This window comes from Caproiciproducens puteiluti (genome assembly GCF_052442865.1).
Taxonomy (GTDB): domain Bacteria; phylum Bacillota; class Clostridia; order Oscillospirales; family Acutalibacteraceae; genus Caproiciproducens.
Genome location: NZ_CP194790.1, coordinates 1,763,173 through 1,781,844 on the forward strand (window position 1 = coordinate 1,763,173; position 18,672 = coordinate 1,781,844).

The window sequence follows — 18,672 nt, forward strand, 5'->3', positions numbered from 1 at the left end:
ATGCTAAAAATAAAAACATCCGATTTTCTGAGAGATACCATCCTTTTTGGAATTACGATATTATTGATGTTCGCCGCCAATCTGATGACCGTTTTCGGCAGGGCGGAAACGGCGGTCGACGTCCTGTTTTTTGCAGTCATTATGATGAATATTGCGATTATCAGCAGCCTGATTGTCAATATCAGGCGCGATTTTGCGTTATTGATCTTTGTGGGGGCCTACAACATCCTTCTTTTAGGGCGTGTGTATACTTCCTGGTTTGGTTATCACCATAAGCTGCTGATGCTTTTGGAAGCGGATGATTTTCCAAAGCTCTTTCAGTCCCTTCAGATTGTCGCGCTGTCGCTGTTTTGCGTTTATGGGGTTTACCGTGCCGTGGGACCGCTTTTTTACCGCAGGGAATCCGCGATACGGACCAAAGGAATCCATGCCGCCGCCCAAAACGACCTGAATCCCATTATCCGTCGGATCAGCGCGGTTGTGCTGTACATCAGCTCCATTCCGTTCTTTTATATCCTGTTCACTTCTGGTCTGGCGGTATTAAGAAACGGATATCTCAGCTCTTACACCAATACGGCCAGCGTTCCTTCCGTCATCAGCCGCCTTTCCATGTTTTTTGTCCCGGCGTTTGCGGTTTTTCTTGCCACTCTGCCCGGCAAAAATCAGATGAAGCTGCCGCTTGCCGTGTACGGGGCCTATATGCTCGCGTCCCTTTTGACAGGGCGGAGAAATACGATTGTAACGGAAGCGCTGATGCTGATCGCCTATTTTGTCCTGCGGGACTCTATGCTGGAAAAAGAGAAAAGAGTGCTGAAAAAAAGAACGGTTGCCTACGGGGGCGTGTTCGGAATTGTCGCCGTGTACCTGCTTCAGCTTCTGGCGCTGATTCGCGCGGGCCTGAACACGGACAGGGGGCTGGGAGAAATGCTCGTCAGCTTTGTCGATTCCCAGGGGGCAAGCTTTCGCGTCGTTGTCCAGACGGTCAACCATATCGACCTGTTCAACCCTTCCACAGCCTACTGGTATTTATTCTATCCGTTTGAACTGTTCGTCCATAATAATATTGTTACGAAAACCCTGTTCGGCCTGACCCCGATTATCGAGGTGCAGAACACGGAATTTGTCCGCACCACCCATAATTTCGGACATGCCCTGACCTTTATGGTCGATCCGGACCGTTACCTGAGCGGGGGCGGTTTCGGCACCTCCTATGTGGCCGAGGCCTATGTCGCCTACGGCATTTTAGGGGTCATCCTGGTCAGCGCGATGGTCGGCATCATCTTCCGCTTTTTCTCTTCCCTGCTGACCCGTTCCTGGGTGACTGTTGCCTTCGGGCTGCTCGCTCTGAAAAACTTTGTATATCTTCCGCGCAACTTTGCGTTTCTGTGGGTTACCGAGGTTTTTAACATCACCTATATCTGCTTCTTTGTGGGCATCTACCTTGCGGCGCTGCTGATTGCGAAAGGAACGCACGCACGCTCGCTTTCCCATGCCCGGGGCGGATGGTTGACATGGGAGGAACAGCCATGAAGCTGCTTTTGTTGCTTACCACCTCGTTTCCGTATGACAACGGGGAAGAGTTTTTGCTCAACGAGGTCAATTATATCAGCGGATACGACCGGGTACTGATCTGTCCCTGCAACCTGAAACCGGATTCCGCCGTTACAAAGAAGCTGCCCGATTTTATCTCCTGTGTTCCGCTCAAAACGGTTCCGGGCGGTAAGTCGGCCTACGCCGGCTTGATGCTCAGGCCTTTTGTATGGGCCGAGTTGCTCCGTATGATGAAGTCCGGGACATTTACTTCGCAAAGGGCGCATGAAATGCTCTTCTTTATGAAGCGTGCCTACGAGATTTATACGGCGCTGGCACAGATTCCGGAGCTTGTCTCTGCCGATGAAGTCACCATCTACAGCTACTGGCTGTTTGACGCCGCGGCCGCGGGGGCGCTGCTTGCGCAGGACTTGAAGCGGCGGGGCAAAAAGGTGAAACAGATTTCCCGCGCCCACCGCTTTGACCTTTACAGTGAGTTTGCGAAAATGAATTACCTGCCGATGAGGGAGTTTTTGCTGGACCGGATCGACAGAGTGCTGCCCTGTTCCGCTTCGGGCGCGGAGTACCTTCAAAAGGGGTATCCCCGGTACGCGGAAAAAATAGCGCCCGCTTTTCTGGGGACGGCCGACCACGGCGAAAAACGCGGCACCAGAGAAAACGGTCTGCATATCGTATCCTGTTCTTTCATAGCCCCGGTCAAGCGTCTGCATCTGATCGTGCAGGCGCTGGAAAAAGCGGATTTTCCGATTCTTTGGACGCATATCGGTTCCGGGCCGCTGCGCGGGGAAATCGAGGGGATGGCGTCGAAGCTGCCGGACTGTGTCCGTACGGAATGGAAGGGGCAGATGGACAACGCCGCCATTATGGAGTATTACCGTTCCCATGACCTTTCCGCCTTTGTCAATGTAAGCGCCAGCGAAGGCATTCCGGTTTCCATTATGGAAATCTGCTCCTTCGGCGTTCCCGTGATCGCCACGGATGTCGGCGGTACCCGGGAAGCAGTGTACGACGGGGAAAACGGCTATTTGCTTCCATCGGATTTTTCGCCGGAAGAGCTGTTGTCCCGACTGAAGAAACTGAAAGAACTGCCGGATGAGGACTATGACCGTCTGTGCCGGAATGCGCGCAGAATATGGGCTGAAAAATTCAATGCGCAGAAAAACTACCGGAACTTTTACAAGGAGATCAGTCAATGAAACTGATGTATCTTACTTTTCAGGAGGATGCTCCGCTGTATCTGGGTGTGAAAAATAAAATCGAGGGCCAGGTCGGTGCGTTTGAGAAGCTGGGCTACCAGGTGACCTATTCCATGTGGCAGGGGAGTACGTTTCAGTTCTTCGGCGCCGAGCCGCAGAAAAGCGGCTTTGATTCCTCCGGTGGAATCATGAAGCAGCTTACGCGGATCGCCCTTGAATATGTTCAGAAGCACAGCTTTGATGTGCTTTATCTGCGCCTTGACCGCATCAGCTCCGACATGCTTAAAATCTGCAGGGCCGCGCGGGAAAACCGGGTAAAAACCATTGTGGTCGAAATCCCCAATTACCCTTATCTGGGGGATTATATCCGCAACATCCAATATGCCAAAACGCTGAAAACCCGTGCTCTGACCGCCGCAAAGGTTGCCGTGACGGCGGCGGACGACCGTCTGTCGGGCAGAAGGCTGAAACGGTATGTGGACGCGGTGGTGCTGTACGGAAACCGGGCGGACTCGTTTTTCGGAGTCAAAGCCATGAACGGGGACAACGGCATCAACATCGACGGGATATCGCCCGTCCCTCACTGCGGGGACGTCGACAAGGACATCGTGTTTCTCGGGGTTGCCGGTACCCTGTGGTGGCAGGGCTACGACCGGGTCCTTGAAGGAATGAGCGAGTATAAAAAGAAAAGGCCGGACGGCGTGCCCGCGCTGAAATTTGTGCTCGTCGGCGGCGACGCCACGGAGATGCCCGAATTCCGCGCGCTGGTGGACAGGCTTGGCCTGACCGAGGACGTGACGTTCTGCGGCTTTAAAAAGGGCAGGGAGCTTTTCGATATTTATAAAACGGTTGACGTGGGGGTATCCTCTCTCGGCTGTTACCGCAGGGGGCTGACCGCCTGCTTTTCCTTAAAAGCGCGCGAATACTGCGCCGCGGCGCTGCCCTTCCTGTATGCCTACGACGACGCGAAAATCGGACGGGATACGCCGTTTGCGCTCAGGCTGCCCAACGACGGGACGGCAGTGGATATGGACGCCGTCATCGAATTTGTCCGGAATTGCCGCAGGGACCCTTCCATAGCGCAAAAGGAACGCGAATTCGCGGAAAAAAATTATGACTGGAAAACCATTATGAAGCAGGTCCTTGATTTTGCCGGAGCTTCAATGGATATAGATTGATCAACGATATTTGGAGGTTAAATATGGAACTTTTCGTAAGCTTTTCAGAAATACTGGAATATTTTAAGAGGAGCATCCTGAAATTTATCATCGTCGTCGCTGCCTTTGGAATTGTGTTTGGGCTGATGCCCCTCAAATTTGTCCACAATGAATATACCTGCGATACCACCATGATCATTTCCTGTGAGGTGCCCGAGGACGCGCAGACGGACTACCGGCTGCAGTACACCAGCATTCTGAACAGCAGGGTGCAGACCGCCATCGCCATTGCGACGGGCAAGGATATGATTTCCCAGACCGCCGAAAAGCTTGGCATCGACGAAAAGGAAATTACCTCGATCGGCGCGGTTCAGGTCAATACGGCTCCGGTCGTCAAGCTGACCGCGAAAACCCCGAACGCCGCCATGGCGGACCGTATTGCCAACACAGCGGCCGAGGTGCTGGGGGAAAAGCTTACCGGCGCGTTCCCGTCCCCAAAGCTGACGGCGGTCATCACCGACCCCGCGATTCCGGCGGAGCCGCAGTCCAATAAGTCCACCATGCTCAAGGCCGGTATCATTGGCCTCATCATCGGTTTTATCGTGTATGTATGCTACGGCATCATTGTCGTGCTGACGGACAGAACCATCCGCAACAGCCGCTATGTCAGCGAAGCGCTGGATACCACGCTGCTGGGAACGGTCCCGAAGAAAGGCGGAAGCGAAAAGAAGGAAGACAGCTTCCGCAAGCTTCGTGCCGCGGCGGTTCACTGTGCACAGGGAAAGGCCAGCTTCCTTGTCACCGATGTCTGTGAGCACAACGGCGCTGCCTCCGTGGCGGCCGGGATGGCGGGCGCGCTGGCCTATTCCGGAAAGACCACGCTTCTGATTGACGCGGACCTCCGTGAAAACGGAATCGGAAAGCTGCTGAATGTAAAATCGCAGCATTCCCTGACGGATGCCTTGAACGGAGCCTGCTCCGCAGAAGAGGCGGTTTCGACGACTTCCGTCAAGGGCTTGAGCCTTGTTTCCGGCACGGAAGCATCCCAGAATCCTGCGGACGTACTGTTTTCCGAAAAATTCACCGGGCTGTTCCGGGAGCTTTCCGAAAAGTTCGATTATGTGATTATCCATACGCCTTCCGAAGTGCGGTATCCGGAGGCGGATAATATCGCAGGGCTTGCCGGCTCTGTGATTATGGTCGCCAAATACGGTTCGACTCCGTATCATGAATTCAAGGATTCGTTCCACCGCCTGAATGCTTCCGGCGGCAATCCCATCGGCTTTGTTACCACCGATATCTGACAGAACAGATCAAACAAAAACGCTCCGCGGTTTTCCGCGGAGCGTTTTTTGTTAACGGGTAACGGCGAGTTGATCCGTTTTGCGGATCAGCGCCTTGATGTGGTCGATCAGCATATGCAGGGCGACAGGGTTTTCGCCGCCCTGGGGAATAATGATATCAGCGTATTTCTTGCTGGGTTCTACAAACTGTTCATGCATGGGCTTGACCGTATTTATGTACTGGGACATAAAAGAATCCAGGCTGCGGCCGCGTTCTTTCACGTCCCGGGTCAGACGGCGGAGAAGCCGTATATCCGCGTCCGTGTCCACAAAAAGCTTCATATCCATTAAATCCAGGAGGTCTTTGTTCTCAAAAATCAGAATCCCTTCCACAATAATCACGCGCTCCGGCTCCATGTGTACGGTTTCGCCGGTTCTGGTGTAGGTGACAAAAGAATAAACCGGGTGGTCGATCGCCCGGCCGCTTTTCAGTTTTTTTACGTCCTCAATCAGCAAATCGGTATCGAATGCGTTAGGATGGTCATAATTCATTTTGACACGCTGTTCGAATGGGATATCGGAATTTGCGCGGTAATAAAAATCATGGGATAAAATGATGGCGTCGTCGGCGATTGCCTGTTTCAGCTTCGTCGAAAGCGTTGTTTTTCCTGAACCGGTGCCGCCGGCAACACCGATTACAAAGGGTGAACAATCCATAGCTGCCTCCTGTATTGCAATGTTATTTTACAGCTTCAAATTATAGCACAAAAACCGGCGAAAAGCATTATATTAGCTTTCATAATCTTCGATGATACTGTTCAGGCGGTCGACGTCCGTGACCCGGATTCCGTCTTTTAAAAGTACCTGATCCGCCTGTGGCAGCGATGCGACGTCAACGTCGATCTCCTGATAGGGAGTGCTCTCGTTGTTGTAAAAGACTCCGATATGCCCTTCATACTCCTTTACCGTGTAGGTGTTCAAGCTGCTGCTTCGGCTCGCCATGGTCGGAATTTCGCTGTTTTCTTGACTTGAAGCCTCATTTGAGGTAGAATTATCTAATATATCTGAGCTTGAAACTTCAGGTATTTGGTTTATTCTCGTTTGAGAAAAACCCCACATTAACATTCCGATTATAATAACAGTTGTACCCAGCAGCACAATCCAGTTTCTTTTCAAATAGCATCACCTCATAGGTATTATTTGAAAATATTGGAAAATTATTCATTTTTTGCTGTGATAATCAATTTTTATCAAGGAGGTGGTTCCCGATGAGAAAAACCGATATCAATAAATATGTCGGCTCCAGAAACGGAGAAAAAGACGGTAAAGCCAGGTCTGTTGGCCGGATTTTGTTAAAAAGTCTTTCCACCGTTTTCACTATATTATTCATTACCGGCATCATTGTGTCTGTCTCGCTGCTTTCCTTTGTATTCAGCCTGAGCAGTGAATCCGTCGATTACGACCTGCATAAGCTGCAGTTGAATTATACGAGCTTCATCTATGTAAACGGCCCGAACGACGACAGTTCCAATCCCGTTCAGTACCAGAGCCTGTACAGCAGTGAAAACCGGGTGTGGGTGGATTACGACAAAATACCGCAGTCCATGAAAGACGCCATTGTCGCGATTGAGGACAAGCGCTTCTGGGATCATAAGGGCGTTGACTGGATCAGAACGGCCGGCGCGGTGACTACGCTGTTTTCCAAGGGGAGCAGCTACGGCGGTTCTACCATTACCCAGCAGCTGATTAAAAACATTACGGGAGATAAGGATGTAAGTCTTACCAGAAAGGTAAAGGAAATCTTCCGCGCCTTGAATCTGGAACAAAAATATACTAAAGAGGAAATTCTCGCCGCTTATCTCAATGTCGTCCCCTTCGGAAGCGGCAGCAACGGCGTTCAGGCCGCGGCCAACCTTTATTTTGGCAAAAATATTCAGGACTGCGATATAGCGGAGTGTGCCGCGATTGCGGGCATCACGCAGAACCCGACAAAATATTCCCCGCTCGTCCATCCGGATCAGAACAAGGAACGCCAGCAGACGGTACTGAACGAGATGCATACTCAGGGAATGATTACGGACGCGGAGTACAACACCGCGATGACAAAATCGGAACATATGACCTTTGTGGGGAAGAAAGCCGAAAATGTCGTAGACAACGTTCCTATTTGGAACTGGTATGTGGATACCCTGTTTGAAGACGTCAAGAGCGGCCTGATGGAGCACTATAACTGCTCCAGCGAGAAGGCCGTGGATATGATTTACCACGACGGACTGAAGATTTACGCCGCAATGGATACCGATCTGCAGAACATTGCAGAAAATACATTCAAATCGGACAAGCTCTTCGGAAGCAATACCAAGATGCAGGCGGGGTACCTTGCCATGGATTATTCCGGACGCGTGCTTGCCACGGTGGGTTCCAGAGGGGAGAAAAAGAGCAACCGTCTGTTCAGTCTGTCTACGGACTCTAAAAGACAGCCGGGTTCCACCATCAAGCCTCTGGCGGTTTACGGACCGGCGATAGAATCCGGAAAATACAATTATTCTTCTTTAGTGAATGACAATCCGCTGCCGAACTGGTTCAGCGACGGCAGCTCCGGCCCGAAAAACTGGGGGCCGGGGAACACAAGCGGAAAATACTGGGGCCCCATTCCTCTGGAGTGGGCGCTGGAGCGTTCCCTCAACGCCAGTGCGGCGCAGGTGGGAAACGCCATTACGCCAAACGTCAGCTTTAATTTCTTGAAAGAAAAGCTGGGCTTTACCAGCCTGCTTCCCGCGGACAACAACCGCGCGCCTATGGCGATCGGCGGTCTGAGCGAAGGTGTTACCGTGCGCGAGATGACGGCCGGTTTCCAGATTTTCGCGAACGGCGGGAAATATTATCAGCCCTATACCTTTTATCATGTGGACGACCACGACGGCAATGTGATTCTGGATAACCGCAATCAGACTTCCGTTCAGGCAATCAGCTCCACCACCTCGTCCATCATGCATCATCTGCTCAACAATGTCGTGACGGGCGCCCACGGGACCGGGCGCGGCGCGGCGATCAGCGGATGGGAGGTATTCGGCAAAACGGGTACCACCAACGATGAAAAGGACAGCTGGTTCATCGGCGGAACGCCCTATGCGGTCGCCGGTATCTGGACAGGCTATCTGACGCCCGCGCATCTGACCAATACGACCTATGCCGCCTCTACATGGAAGAATATTATGGCGTCGTATCTGAAGAATAAAGATAAATTGACCTTTACCTACGATTCCAACGTGGTTTCGGCCAGGTTCTGTACAGTGACCGGGCTTTTGGCGAACCCGGCTACCGACAAGGATACCCAGCTTGGCTGGTACGACAAGAGCCATATGCCGGCTATCTGTGACGGTATCCACGCCGGATCGGCTTCCTCTGTTGTTTCCCATCCCGTTGAGTCCGGTACGGAAAGCGGAGAAAGCGCCGTTTCAAGCGGCGGGGAGTCGCACGAAAACCCCGACACTTCCTCAGAAGCTCCGACGTCTTCCACAACGCCGGAGTCCCACACGTCGTCCGCGGGGAATTCCCGCCCGGATAAATCGTCGAAGCCGGGCCGTTCCCCGGGAAATTCTGTGGTCGCGGTCGGCTGACCGGTCTGTCATTTTCATGCGGATGCCTGTTCGCGGGCATCTGCATTTCGGTTAATTTGTAAATTGATTGTCGCACTGAAACGTGGTAAACTGTTAAAGTGCTTATCTGTTTTTTTGGAGATCAGTAGAAATAGTAAGGGGTGCTACATATGGTAGAAATAGCTGTAATGGGATACGGCGTAGTCGGCTCCGGCGTGGTGGAGGTTTTGACCAATCACGCGGAGAATATCGCCAAACGCGCCAAAGAGCGAATCGATATCAAATATATTCTGGATTTGCGTGAATTCCCCGGCAGTCCGTTTGAAAGCAAATTCACAAAATCCTTTGATACAATCCTGAATGACCCGGGAGTAAAAATCGTGGTGGAAGTAATGGGCGGGCTGAACCCGGCCTTTGATTATGTGAAACGCTGCCTGGAAGCGGGAAAAAGCGTGGTTACCTCCAATAAGGAGCTGGTGGCCGCCAAAGGGGCGGAGCTGCTGAAAATCGCGCAGAAAAACAATCTGAATTTCCTGTTTGAAGCAAGTGTCGGCGGCGGCATCCCGATTATCCGCCCGATCAGCCAGTGCCTTGCTGCAAACGACGTGGTGGAAATTGCGGGTATTTTAAACGGTACCACCAATTTTATACTGACTAAAATGATTCGTGAGCAGATGACTTTTGAGGATACGCTGGCCCTTGCCCAGAAGCTTGGCTATGCGGAGCGCAACCCGGCCGCGGATGTGGAGGGTCAGGACGCCTGCCGCAAAATCTGCATCCTGTCCTCTCTGGCCTATGGCAAGCACGTCTACCCCGATCAGGTGCACACCGAGGGCATCACCAAAATTGCTCTGGCGGACGTGGAATACGCCTCTGCCTGGGGCGGAGTGGTCAAACTGATCGGACAGGTCAAAATGATGGAGAGCGGAAAGCTGCAGATCATTGTCTGCCCGATGTTCATCTCGCGCGAAAGCCAGCTTGCCAATGTTGACGATGTGTTCAACGGGATTATGGTGCGCGGCGATTCGACCGGCGATGTCGTGTTCTACGGAAAGGGCGCCGGGAAGCTCCCGACCGCAAGCGCGGTTGTCGCGGACGTCATTGACTGCGTGAAGCATTTCCGAGCCAGAAAATATCTCTACTGGGAAGACGGCTCAAAGGATTATGTAGAGGATTACCTCCTGAACGAGGTTGCCATGTTCGTCCGTGCCGAAACGGACGACGAAGACCTCGCCTTTAAGAACATCAATCAGATTTTCGGCGGAGTTACCCGGTTGTCCCGCAGGAAACCGGTCCGCGGCGAAATCGCTTTTGTGACAGAGGTCATGCGGGAAAAGGAAATCGTCGCCAAGCTTGCGGAACTGGAACCGCTGGGCGTGACGGTAAAGAATACCATCCGCATAGGGGATCTGTAAATTCATTTATTTGGGATTAGGATGTTGATATGATATGATAAGAATTCAGGTACCGGCTACCAGCGCAAACCTTGGTTCCGGTTTTGACTCTCTTGGAATTGCGCTGGACCTGTACAATCAGGTTTGGATGGAAGAATCCGATACCATAGATATTTCCAGCAAAGACAATATTCAGGTGCCGACGGACGACAGCAACCTGATTTTCTGGGCCGCAAAGCAGGTTTATGAGCGGTGCGGCCGCAAATTGCCGGGTCTTAAAATCGTTCAGCTGAACAATATCCCGATGGCGCGCGGCCTGGGCAGCAGCTCGGCGTGCATTGTCGCAGGAATTTCCGGCGCGAACCGCCTTTTGGGAGGCCCTCTTTCGGTACAGGAACTGATTAACCTCGCTGCTGAAATCGAAGGGCATCCCGACAACACCACGCCCGCGATCGAAGGCGGCCTTGCCGCCTCCGCCATGGAAGCGGGAAGGGTTTACAGCGTGAGCGTTCCCGTTTCGGAAAAGATCCGGTTTGCTTTGTTTATTCCGCCTTTTGAACTGAAAACAGAGAAGGCGCGCTCCGTGCTTCCAAAAGAGTATTCGAGAAGCGACGCCGTTTACAATCTTTCAAGGTCCGCGCTGATGGCGGCCTCGCTCTTTTCCGGGAAGCTGGAAAACCTGCGTGTGGCGGTACAGGATAAGATTCACCAGCCGTACAGGGCCAGCCTGATCGACCACTTGGACGACGTATTCCGTCTGAGCTATGAACTGGGTTCGCTCGGCACTTATGTCAGCGGGGCCGGCCCGACGATTATCTCCATGATCGATGCTTCCGATACGGATGTCTTTGCAAAATACGCGGCGAATCATCTGGAGGAAAAAGGGATTACAGGCTGGGAGATTAAAATTCTGAATACGGATTCAAATGGTGCACAGATATCGATTGAATAATACTTTTACTTTAATATGGGGGATGGAACCGAATGAGCCTTATAGTCCAGAAATTCGGCGGCAGTTCCGTTGCGAACGCCGAACGCGTTTTTAATGTAGCGGACATTGTCACAAAGACCTATTCACAGGGCAACGACATTGTCGTCGTCGTTTCCGCACAGGGCGATACGACAGACGATCTGATCGATAAAGCGAAAGAAATCAATCCATATGCCTCCAAAAGAGAAATGGATATGCTTCTTACTTCGGGCGAACAGATATCCGCCTCACTGCTCGCAATGGCGATTGAAAAGCTGGGTTACCCGGTTGTTTCGCTTTTGGGGTGGCAGGCCGGGTTTTATACCAGCTCGGCCTACGGCAGCGCGAGAATCAAACGAGTCGTGCCCGACCGTATCAAGAAGGAGCTGGATAAAAGAAATATCGTCATTGTAACGGGATTTCAGGGAATCAACCGCTACAACGACATGACGACGCTCGGCAGGGGCGGCTCGGACACCAGCGCTGTCGCTATCGCGGCGGTGATGAATGCGGACCTGTGCCAGATCTTTACGGATGTGGAGGGCGTTTATACCGCCGACCCGCGCAAGGTGAAAAACGCAAGAAAGCTTGCCTACATCTCCTATGATGAAATGCTTGAGCTTGCGACTTTGGGCGCTCAAGTGCTCAATAACCGTTCAGTCGAGATGGCAAAGAAGTACGGAATTCAGCTTGAGGTCCTTTCCAGCATGACAAGAAAACCCGGCACAATTGTTAAGGAGGCAACGAAAGTGGAAAAAATGTTGATCAGCGGTATTGCGAAAGACGAGGATGTGGCCCGCGTTTCAATCATCGGCGTACCCGACAGACCGGGCCTCGCTTTCAAAATTTTCTCAAAGCTTTCCGCGAAAAATATTAATGTTGACATTATTCTTCAGTCCGTCGGAAGAAACGGTACAAAGGATATCAGCTTTACAGTCAGCCAGGCAAATCTGAAGGAAACGATCGATATCCTGAATCCCTATGTGGAGCTGATCGGTGCGACCAGCGTCGTGTACGATGAAAATGTCGCAAAGGTCTCCATTGTGGGCGCGGGGATGGAAACGCATCCCGGCACGGCTGCCCAGATGTTTGAAGCGCTGTTTGAAGCAAACATCAACATCCAGATGATTGCTACCAGTGAAATCAAGATTTCGGTCCTGATCGACCGCTCCGATGCGGATAAGGCCGTCACGGCGGTACACAATAAATTTTTCAGCGAAGCGATGGAAGCTTAAAGTCCGGGTTTTGTGCTTTGGAATCGTGAAACAGAATAAAAAGATCGCTGTCCCTTTTACTTCAACAGGGGCAGCGATCTTTTTTATAGCAATCCTTCTGCTAATCGTCTTCGTCGTCTGGGACGGCGTAAGAAGCCGTTTTTAAAAATGTTTTGTAGGAGGGGCTGTCCTTCGCCAGAAAATTCTGAAAAATCATGTCTCCCAGCTGGAGCAGGATGATTTCGCGGCAGATTACGTTGGAGCTTGACAGAAGGTCCGTCTTCGGAATCAGGAAAAGCAGATCCGTGTAGGCGGCGCACAGGGATTTTTCATGGTTGGAGAACAGCACGATATAACTGCCGTTATTAATGAAATCCGCAAGCGTTTCCGAGAGAAGCTCATCCTCCCCGGAAAGAGAGATGGTGATGAACAGGTCGCGGGGAGTGGAAATTTTTCTGTAGACCTTCAGCACGTCGTAGTTTGTTACAGCGCAGATCGGCAGTCCGAGTTTCGCGAATTTAAATGCCAGGATTTCCGCCACGTGCTGATTGATTTCCAGGCCGACGATAAAAATCCTTTCCGCGGCCAGCATTTTTTTCCGCAGCAAGTCCACATTTTCCGGCTTGACCGTTTGATACAGAAGCTGCAGGAGCGTTATGTTGTCCTGAAGCAGAGCGGCGTAATCTCCCGTTCCGGTCTCCGCCGCGGGTTTCGCAATTTGCTGCTGCAGCACGTATTTGAATTCGTTCAGGCCGGAATATCCCACCTTCTGGGTGAAGCGGATGATGCTCGCGTCGGATGTGCCGATTGCTTTCGCAAGCTCCTGCGCGTTGCAGCCCAGAAAAGCCTCCGCTTTCTTTTTAATATAATTGACAATTTTCCAGTCGGTCTTTGTAAACTGGTTCGACATTGCGTTCATCCGTGTAATCAGACTGGACCAATCGTTCTCTTTTGCCATTGCGGATGGGTACCTCCATATTTGAATTAGGATTTTACGTCGGCAATCCAACATTTTACAGTTGATCTGGCATAACAAAAGGGAATAATACTATTTGAGAACGCTAAAAACGTTGTCATGCAGCCGATCTTCACTATTTTTTTATTATACCATAGTTTTTTTTGATTGCCTACATTGAATTGTTACGATTTGTAGTAAATTACAAAAACAGAAGGGTTTCTTTATCTGATTTGTGAATTGACGCGAGTAATGTAGTGTACTACAATAATTACAGAATAATAAAGTATATGACAATTCGATTTTTAGCCGTTAGGAGAGTGTTTTATGGGAAAACCACGGATTTTACTGCTGACTCACGGAGGGTGGGGGATGTCCCTGATGGAAGGGGTCAGGATGGTGATCGGCGCGGTCGATTTCGTAAAAGAAGTGCCGCTGAGACCACAGGTTACCTTTCAGGAATATCTTGCGCTTGTCCGGGAAGCTGCCGATGCAATGCCCGACGGGTCGCTGATTCTTACCGATATGTTTGGCGGGACCACGACCAACGCCGGCGCGCTCGTAGGACGGGAAAAGAACATCAGGGTATTTTCCGGGCTGAATGCCCCGCTTCTGATCGAAGCGTGTCTCGGGCTGATGGAGGAAGGCAGCATAGACTTCGATTCTGTTTTGGAGACGGGGGAAACTTCCGTTATGGATGTAATTGAAAAGATCACAAAATCGCTTCAGGAAAAGGAGGTGGAAAAAAATGGCTGAAATTGTACTATGCAGAATTGACAGCAGACTCATCCACGGGCAGGTCATGACCAAATGGGTCAATCAGTCCGGGGCGAACAAGATCGTCGTGGTCAGTGATGAGCTTGCAAAAGATCCTTTCATGATGGAGATTTATCTTCTTGCCGCGCCGCGGGATGTCAAGGTGAACTGCTATACCCAGAAGGATGTTATTGAGAGCTGGAATGCGGACCAATTCGGCGGGGGAAAAGTGCTGCTCCTGCTGCCAAATCTCAAGACAATGAAAGAGGTCTATGACGGAGGCATCCGGGTTAGCGACATCCAGGTAGGCGGTCTTGGCGGAGCGCCGAACCGGAAAGTGGTCTTTCAGAACATCACGCTGGACGATGCGGATGTGGAGATTCTTACCGAACTGCAGCAAAAAGGTGTGAAAATCATTTTTCAGACAATCCCGGAGGATGCTCCCCAGAGCTTGGAAGGAATCTTGAAGAAGTATTATCAAAACTAAATACTTGAGGAGGAAACAACAATGAGCGTTTTGCCACTTGCTATTTCAATGGGTATCTATTACTGGTTCTCCCGGCTGCGGCTTGGCTACACTTTTTCATCCATGCTGCTCCAGCCCGTTGTCATCGGTATCTTTGTCGGCATACTCACAGGCAACATGGCGTTGTCCATGCAGATCGGCGCGGGGCTGCAGCTGGTCTATTTAGGGGTTACTTCCACTCCCGGCGGCAATGTTCCCAGCGATCCCGCGCTTGCGGGCTGTGTGGCGATCCCGCTGGGCGTGCTAGCCAATATGAAACCGGAGGTCGCTATTTCGCTGGCGATTCCCTTCGGTGTTCTGGGCGTTTTCGTCGACCAGCTTCGCCGTTCCACCAACGCCATCTGGGTACATATGGCGGACCGTTACGCGGAGCAGGCCAACACAAAGGGAATCCTGATGGCTGCGTTCCTGTTCCCAGCCCTGCTCGGATTTGTCATCCGTTTTCCGATCGTGTTTGTCATCGATTATCTTGGCGTCGACGCGGTCAAAACATTTATGACCGTTGTTCCCACCTGGCTGATGCACTCATTCGAGGTTATGGGCGGAATTCTTCCGGCACTGGGCTTCGCGATTACCTTGATGGTGATCGGAAAAAAGAAGCTGCTGCCCTTTTTCATCATCGGCTTTTTCGCCGTGCAGTATCTGAAACTGGACACCATGGCAATGGCAATCTTTGCGATTTGCACTGCTTTGCTGCTGAACCTGTTCAAGATTAAGGAGGAGGCGTAAAAATGGACAATATGACGACGGTACAAACAGAGGCCCTGAAAGAGCCCGCCGAAAAGAAAACCAGCCGGCTGGAGAAAAAAGACATCACCAAGGCGATGTGGATTTACTACCTCGGCGCAGAGCTGTCCAATTCCTATGAGCGTTTACAAAGCCTGATCTTCTGCGCTTCCATGACTCCCGTGCTGAAAAAGCTGTATGACACGGACGAGGAGCTCAGCAAAGCTCTCAAACGCCATCTTGTGTTTTTCAATACAGAGGGTACGTTCGGCGCGGTCATTCAGGGAATCGCTATTATGATGGAAGAAGAGAAAGCAACTGGCAAAGACGTGACGGACGATGCGATTACCGGTTTGAAAACCGGCCTGATGGGCCCGATCGCCGGTATTGGAGACGCCATTATCTGGGCGGCGCTCATGCCGATCCTCATTTCCATTTTCCTGCCCTTTGCTTCCAACGGTTCGCCGATGGGCGGACTCCTTCCGCTGATTCTTTATCCGCTGATCACGATCGGTGTTTCGTATGTTCTGATTCATCAGGGCTACACACTCGGAAAGAAATCCGTAACCTCCCTTTTGAACGGCGGAAAGATGCAGTCCATTATTTTCAGCGCCAACGTCATCGGGCTTACCATGATGGGCGCGCTTTCGGCAAGCTATGTGAAGCTCAGCACTCCGCTGACCTTTGTATTCTCGAGCGGAAATAAAATTGTACTTCAGGATATTTTGAATCTGATTGTTCCCGGTCTGCTGCCGCTGCTTGCGGTATTCCTCATCTATTTCTACCTGAAAAAGCGCGGCCCCCGCTACAACCTGATTCTGGGAACGATCGTCGTGATCTCCGTTGCCGCGGCTTTCCTGGGAATCCTGTAAAGAACGCCGCAATACAACGGACGAAAGCATAAAAGAAGGGAAACTGATATCATGGCAAATATTTACACCCAAAACGGACTGCAGGAGGTGATCAACGCTTCCGGGCGCATGACCATTCTGGGAGTGTCCACGGTTTCCGAAGCAGTGGGGCGGGCGGTTGCCGAAGCAGCCGACCACTATGTCGTTATAGAAGACCTGATGAAATATGCCGGAAAGAAAATCGGTTCCATGGTCGGCGCACAGGATGCGTGTGTTACCTCCAGCGCCTCGGCGGGAATTGCGCTTTCGGTCGCCTCCCTGATCTGCGGAGACAGTCTGGAGAAAGTACAGCATCTGTACGAGCTTCTCCCCGACACACAGCGCCGGGAGGTCATTCTCCTGAAAGGGCAGAATGTGGACTTCGGCGCGCCGGTCGGGGAGATGATCCAAATCGGCGGCGGAAAAGTGGTGGAGGTTGGATACGCCAACAAATCCACGCTGGGAGATATCCGCTCCGCGGTCAGTGAAAAAACGCTGGCGATCTTTTTCGTAAAGTCCCATCACTGCGTACAGAAAGAAATGGTGGATGCCCGTTCGGCAATCGAGCTGGCAAATTCTCTGGGGATCGCCTGCATTGTGGACGCGGCCGCGGAGGAAGATTTAAGCCTTTACAAGCGATTGGGTGCGGATTTTGTTTGTTACAGCGGGGCCAAGGCGATCGAAGGCCCCACCAGCGGGCTGGTTGTCTGCAAAACGGAAGAGCTTGCTGCCAATATGCGCCTGCAGTATAAAGGAATCGGGCGGGCTATGAAGGTGGGCAAAGAAAATATTATGGGTCTGCTCAAGGCCATGGAAGAATATCTTGCCGGCGAGCACCAGCCTGCGGTCAATCTGGATCAGCTTAAAGAGTTTGCCGAAAAAATAAGCTCCATCCCCGGATGCCGTACGCAGATTGTACAGGATGAGGCGGGACGGCTGATTTACCGGTGCAAGATTACGTTCGGAGAAGAGTTCGGACTCAGTGCCGAAGAGGTTGTGGAACAGCTGAAAAAAGGGAATCCGGCCATTTATACCCGCGATTATCAGGCAAATTTAGGCTCAATCGCCATTGATCCCCGTCCGCTGCGTTCTGCACAGGAGCTTGAAACAATCTACAATAGTATCAAACGTCTTAGCAAAGGAGATTAATATGGACGAAATTCAATTTTACAAAGGCCGCGTCGCGCTGAATTGCCTGACTAATTCCGTACGCAACGCCCGGGAGATTCTGGAAGCGGCGGACGGCCATGTGGTAGTGGGGATTCTGTCCGCCAATTATCCCGATGTCGCCAGCGCGGTCAAGGATATGGAAATTTATCAAAAAGCGGTGGACAACAATATTTCCGTCGGACTTGGCGCCGGAAACCCGAACCAGTGGCGCGCAGTAGCCGAAATTTCTTCTCAGATCATTCCCAAACATATCAATCAGACTTTTACGGCCACGGGGTTTACCCGTGGCAAGACCGGGGAGGGGCCTTTCCTGAATGCGATGGTGGCCCCCTGTGGCAGGCCGGGTTACGTACGCATTTCAACCGGCCCGGTGAGCGGGAAGCTGGAGCCTGTGATTGCGCCGGTTGCCGCGGCAATCGCCATGGCGAAGGAGCAGGGAGCGGATTCGCTGAAATATTTCCCGATGGGCGGCCTGAAGGTACGGGATGAGCTCACGGAAGTAGCGAAGGCCTGTGCCGACGCGGATTTCGGGCTGGAACCCACCGGAGGAATCACCACGGAAAACTTCGGTGAAATTCTGCAGATCGTTCTGGATGCCGGGGTGTCGAAAATCATCCCGCATGTCTATTCCTCCATCATCGATCAAGAGACGGGGGATACCAGGATTGAGGATGTCCGTAAACTCTATACGATCATTACCGAACTGGTAAAGTAATTTTACAGAATGACAGCACAGGATCCCCGGCGGTAACTTCACCGGGGATCCTGCTTGTAATGAATAGCAATTTTACTGCAAAAGGAGATTTCCTATGAAAGAATTTTACTATTCCGTTCAGGACGAGATGGGAATCCATGCCCGTCCGGCAGGCATCCTTGCAAAGGAAGCAAAAAAATACAGCTCTTCCGTTACTATCAGCAGAGACAAAAGCTCCGCCGATTTAAAAAAGCTTTTCGCGGTTATGCAGCTTGCGGTCAAACAGGGAGAAAAAATCCGCGTTTCCGTAGAAGGCCCTGATGAAGCCGAAGCGGCTGCGGCTCTGGAACGCTTCTTTCGGGAGAACGTATAAGGGCGGGTTCATGCAGCCCGCCGTTATAGATATCCGTTTCTCTTCAGTATTCGATAAAATAGATAGGAACCCAGAATCGCGATATAGTAAGACAGGAAAGTCGCTATAATATTCCATTGGTTCAGATAATAAACTCTTTTTGAAAGGAATCCGCAGCCCTCCGCCAAAGTCAGCAGAAGACTGGACAGGATTAAGACGGCATGATCGGGAAAATGATA

General features: G+C 51.5%; 18 protein-coding genes. 15 read left to right on the plus strand and 3 right to left on the minus strand.

The genetic code is table 11. The features are described from left to right. The 4 genes from ACRQU7_RS08485 to ACRQU7_RS08500 are packed head-to-tail and all read left to right on the plus strand — an operon-like array spanning nucleotide 1 to nucleotide 5,208. On the plus strand, nucleotides 1-1,530 hold the full coding sequence (locus tag ACRQU7_RS08485) for an O-antigen polysaccharide polymerase Wzy family protein (protein ID WP_444645191.1): 1,530 nt from the start codon (nucleotides 1-3) through the stop codon (nucleotides 1,528-1,530). Further along, entirely contained in the window at nucleotides 1,527-2,747 is a 1,221-nt protein-coding gene (locus tag ACRQU7_RS08490; RefSeq protein WP_444645193.1) for a glycosyltransferase, read from the plus strand. The genes ACRQU7_RS08485 and ACRQU7_RS08490 overlap by 4 nt, the downstream gene beginning before the upstream one ends. Continuing rightward, the gene (locus ACRQU7_RS08495; protein ID WP_444645195.1) at nucleotides 2,744-3,925 is read left to right on the plus strand and encodes a glycosyltransferase; all 1,182 of its coding nucleotides are present in this window, start codon (nucleotides 2,744-2,746) and stop codon (nucleotides 3,923-3,925) included. The genes ACRQU7_RS08490 and ACRQU7_RS08495 overlap by 4 nt, the downstream gene beginning before the upstream one ends. A 23-nt stretch (nucleotides 3,926-3,948) precedes the next feature. After that, nucleotides 3,949-5,208 (plus strand): hypothetical protein, encoded by a 1,260-nt coding sequence (locus ACRQU7_RS08500; protein WP_444645197.1) that lies wholly within the window; start codon nucleotides 3,949-3,951, stop codon nucleotides 5,206-5,208. Nucleotides 5,209-5,259: 51 nt separating this feature from the next. On the opposite strand, the gene udk is transcribed toward ACRQU7_RS08500, so the two are convergent. Together udk and ACRQU7_RS08510 are read right to left on the minus strand one after the other, a co-directional pair. After that, complete coding sequence (gene udk / locus ACRQU7_RS08505; protein WP_444645199.1) at nucleotides 5,260-5,904, minus strand: uridine kinase; 645 nt, start codon at nucleotides 5,902-5,904, stop codon at nucleotides 5,260-5,262. A 72-nt stretch (nucleotides 5,905-5,976) separates the two neighbouring features. Continuing rightward, nucleotides 5,977-6,189, minus strand: a complete 213-nt coding sequence (locus ACRQU7_RS08510; RefSeq protein ID WP_038323874.1) for a BofC C-terminal domain-containing protein — start codon at nucleotides 6,187-6,189, stop codon at nucleotides 5,977-5,979. A 266-nt stretch (nucleotides 6,190-6,455) separates the two neighbouring features. On the opposite strand from ACRQU7_RS08510, the gene ACRQU7_RS08515 reads away from it, so the two are divergent. The 4 genes from ACRQU7_RS08515 (at nucleotide 6,456) to ACRQU7_RS08530 (ending at nucleotide 12,385) form a co-directional block, all read left to right on the plus strand. After that, entirely contained in the window at nucleotides 6,456-8,807 is a 2,352-nt protein-coding gene (locus ACRQU7_RS08515; protein ID WP_444645201.1) for a transglycosylase domain-containing protein, read from the plus strand. 149 nt (nucleotides 8,808-8,956) lie between these two features. Further along, on the plus strand, nucleotides 8,957-10,201 hold the full coding sequence (locus ACRQU7_RS08520; RefSeq protein WP_444645203.1) for a homoserine dehydrogenase: 1,245 nt from the start codon (nucleotides 8,957-8,959) through the stop codon (nucleotides 10,199-10,201). A gap of 34 nt (nucleotides 10,202-10,235) precedes the next feature. Continuing rightward, nucleotides 10,236-11,132: a homoserine kinase gene (gene thrB / locus ACRQU7_RS08525; RefSeq protein WP_141825083.1), complete on the plus strand. Its 897-nt coding sequence runs from the start codon at nucleotides 10,236-10,238 to the stop codon at nucleotides 11,130-11,132. Nucleotides 11,133-11,164: 32 nt separating this feature from the next. Further along, the gene (locus ACRQU7_RS08530) at nucleotides 11,165-12,385 is read left to right on the plus strand and encodes an aspartate kinase (RefSeq protein ID WP_444645204.1); all 1,221 of its coding nucleotides are present in this window, start codon (nucleotides 11,165-11,167) and stop codon (nucleotides 12,383-12,385) included. A 100-nt stretch (nucleotides 12,386-12,485) separates the two neighbouring features. Here ACRQU7_RS08530 and ACRQU7_RS08535 read toward each other — a convergent pair whose 3' ends face one another. Further along, nucleotides 12,486-13,322: a MurR/RpiR family transcriptional regulator gene (locus tag ACRQU7_RS08535; protein WP_444645206.1), complete on the minus strand. Its 837-nt coding sequence runs from the start codon at nucleotides 13,320-13,322 to the stop codon at nucleotides 12,486-12,488. Between the two features lie 324 nt (nucleotides 13,323-13,646). Between ACRQU7_RS08535 and ACRQU7_RS08540 the strand changes: the two genes are divergently transcribed. The 7 genes from ACRQU7_RS08540 to ACRQU7_RS08570 all read left to right on the plus strand — a co-directional run bounded on the left by ACRQU7_RS08540 (nucleotide 13,647) and on the right by ACRQU7_RS08570 (nucleotide 18,454). Then, complete coding sequence (locus tag ACRQU7_RS08540) at nucleotides 13,647-14,075, plus strand: PTS sugar transporter subunit IIA (RefSeq protein WP_444645208.1); 429 nt, start codon at nucleotides 13,647-13,649, stop codon at nucleotides 14,073-14,075. After that, nucleotides 14,068-14,562 (plus strand): PTS system mannose/fructose/N-acetylgalactosamine-transporter subunit IIB, encoded by a 495-nt coding sequence (locus ACRQU7_RS08545; protein WP_444645210.1) that lies wholly within the window; start codon nucleotides 14,068-14,070, stop codon nucleotides 14,560-14,562. The genes ACRQU7_RS08540 and ACRQU7_RS08545 overlap by 8 nt, the downstream gene beginning before the upstream one ends. A gap of 21 nt (nucleotides 14,563-14,583) precedes the next feature. After that, the gene (locus tag ACRQU7_RS08550; protein WP_038323887.1) at nucleotides 14,584-15,330 is read left to right on the plus strand and encodes a PTS mannose/fructose/sorbose/N-acetylgalactosamine transporter subunit IIC; all 747 of its coding nucleotides are present in this window, start codon (nucleotides 14,584-14,586) and stop codon (nucleotides 15,328-15,330) included. Nucleotides 15,331-15,332: 2 nt separating this feature from the next. Continuing rightward, a complete protein-coding gene (locus ACRQU7_RS08555) occupies nucleotides 15,333-16,199 on the plus strand; it encodes a PTS system mannose/fructose/sorbose family transporter subunit IID (RefSeq protein WP_038323889.1) in 867 nt (288 codons plus the stop codon). Nucleotides 16,200-16,250: 51 nt separating this feature from the next. Then, entirely contained in the window at nucleotides 16,251-17,366 is a 1,116-nt protein-coding gene (locus ACRQU7_RS08560; protein WP_444645213.1) for a DgaE family pyridoxal phosphate-dependent ammonia lyase, read from the plus strand. 1 nt (nucleotide 17,367) lies between these two features. Beyond that, entirely contained in the window at nucleotides 17,368-18,102 is a 735-nt protein-coding gene (gene dagF, locus ACRQU7_RS08565) for a 2-dehydro-3-deoxy-phosphogluconate aldolase (protein ID WP_038323893.1), read from the plus strand. Nucleotides 18,103-18,196: 94 nt separating this feature from the next. Further along, a complete protein-coding gene (locus tag ACRQU7_RS08570) occupies nucleotides 18,197-18,454 on the plus strand; it encodes an HPr family phosphocarrier protein (protein ID WP_141825089.1) in 258 nt (85 codons plus the stop codon). Nucleotides 18,455-18,672: the final 218 nt, after the last annotated feature.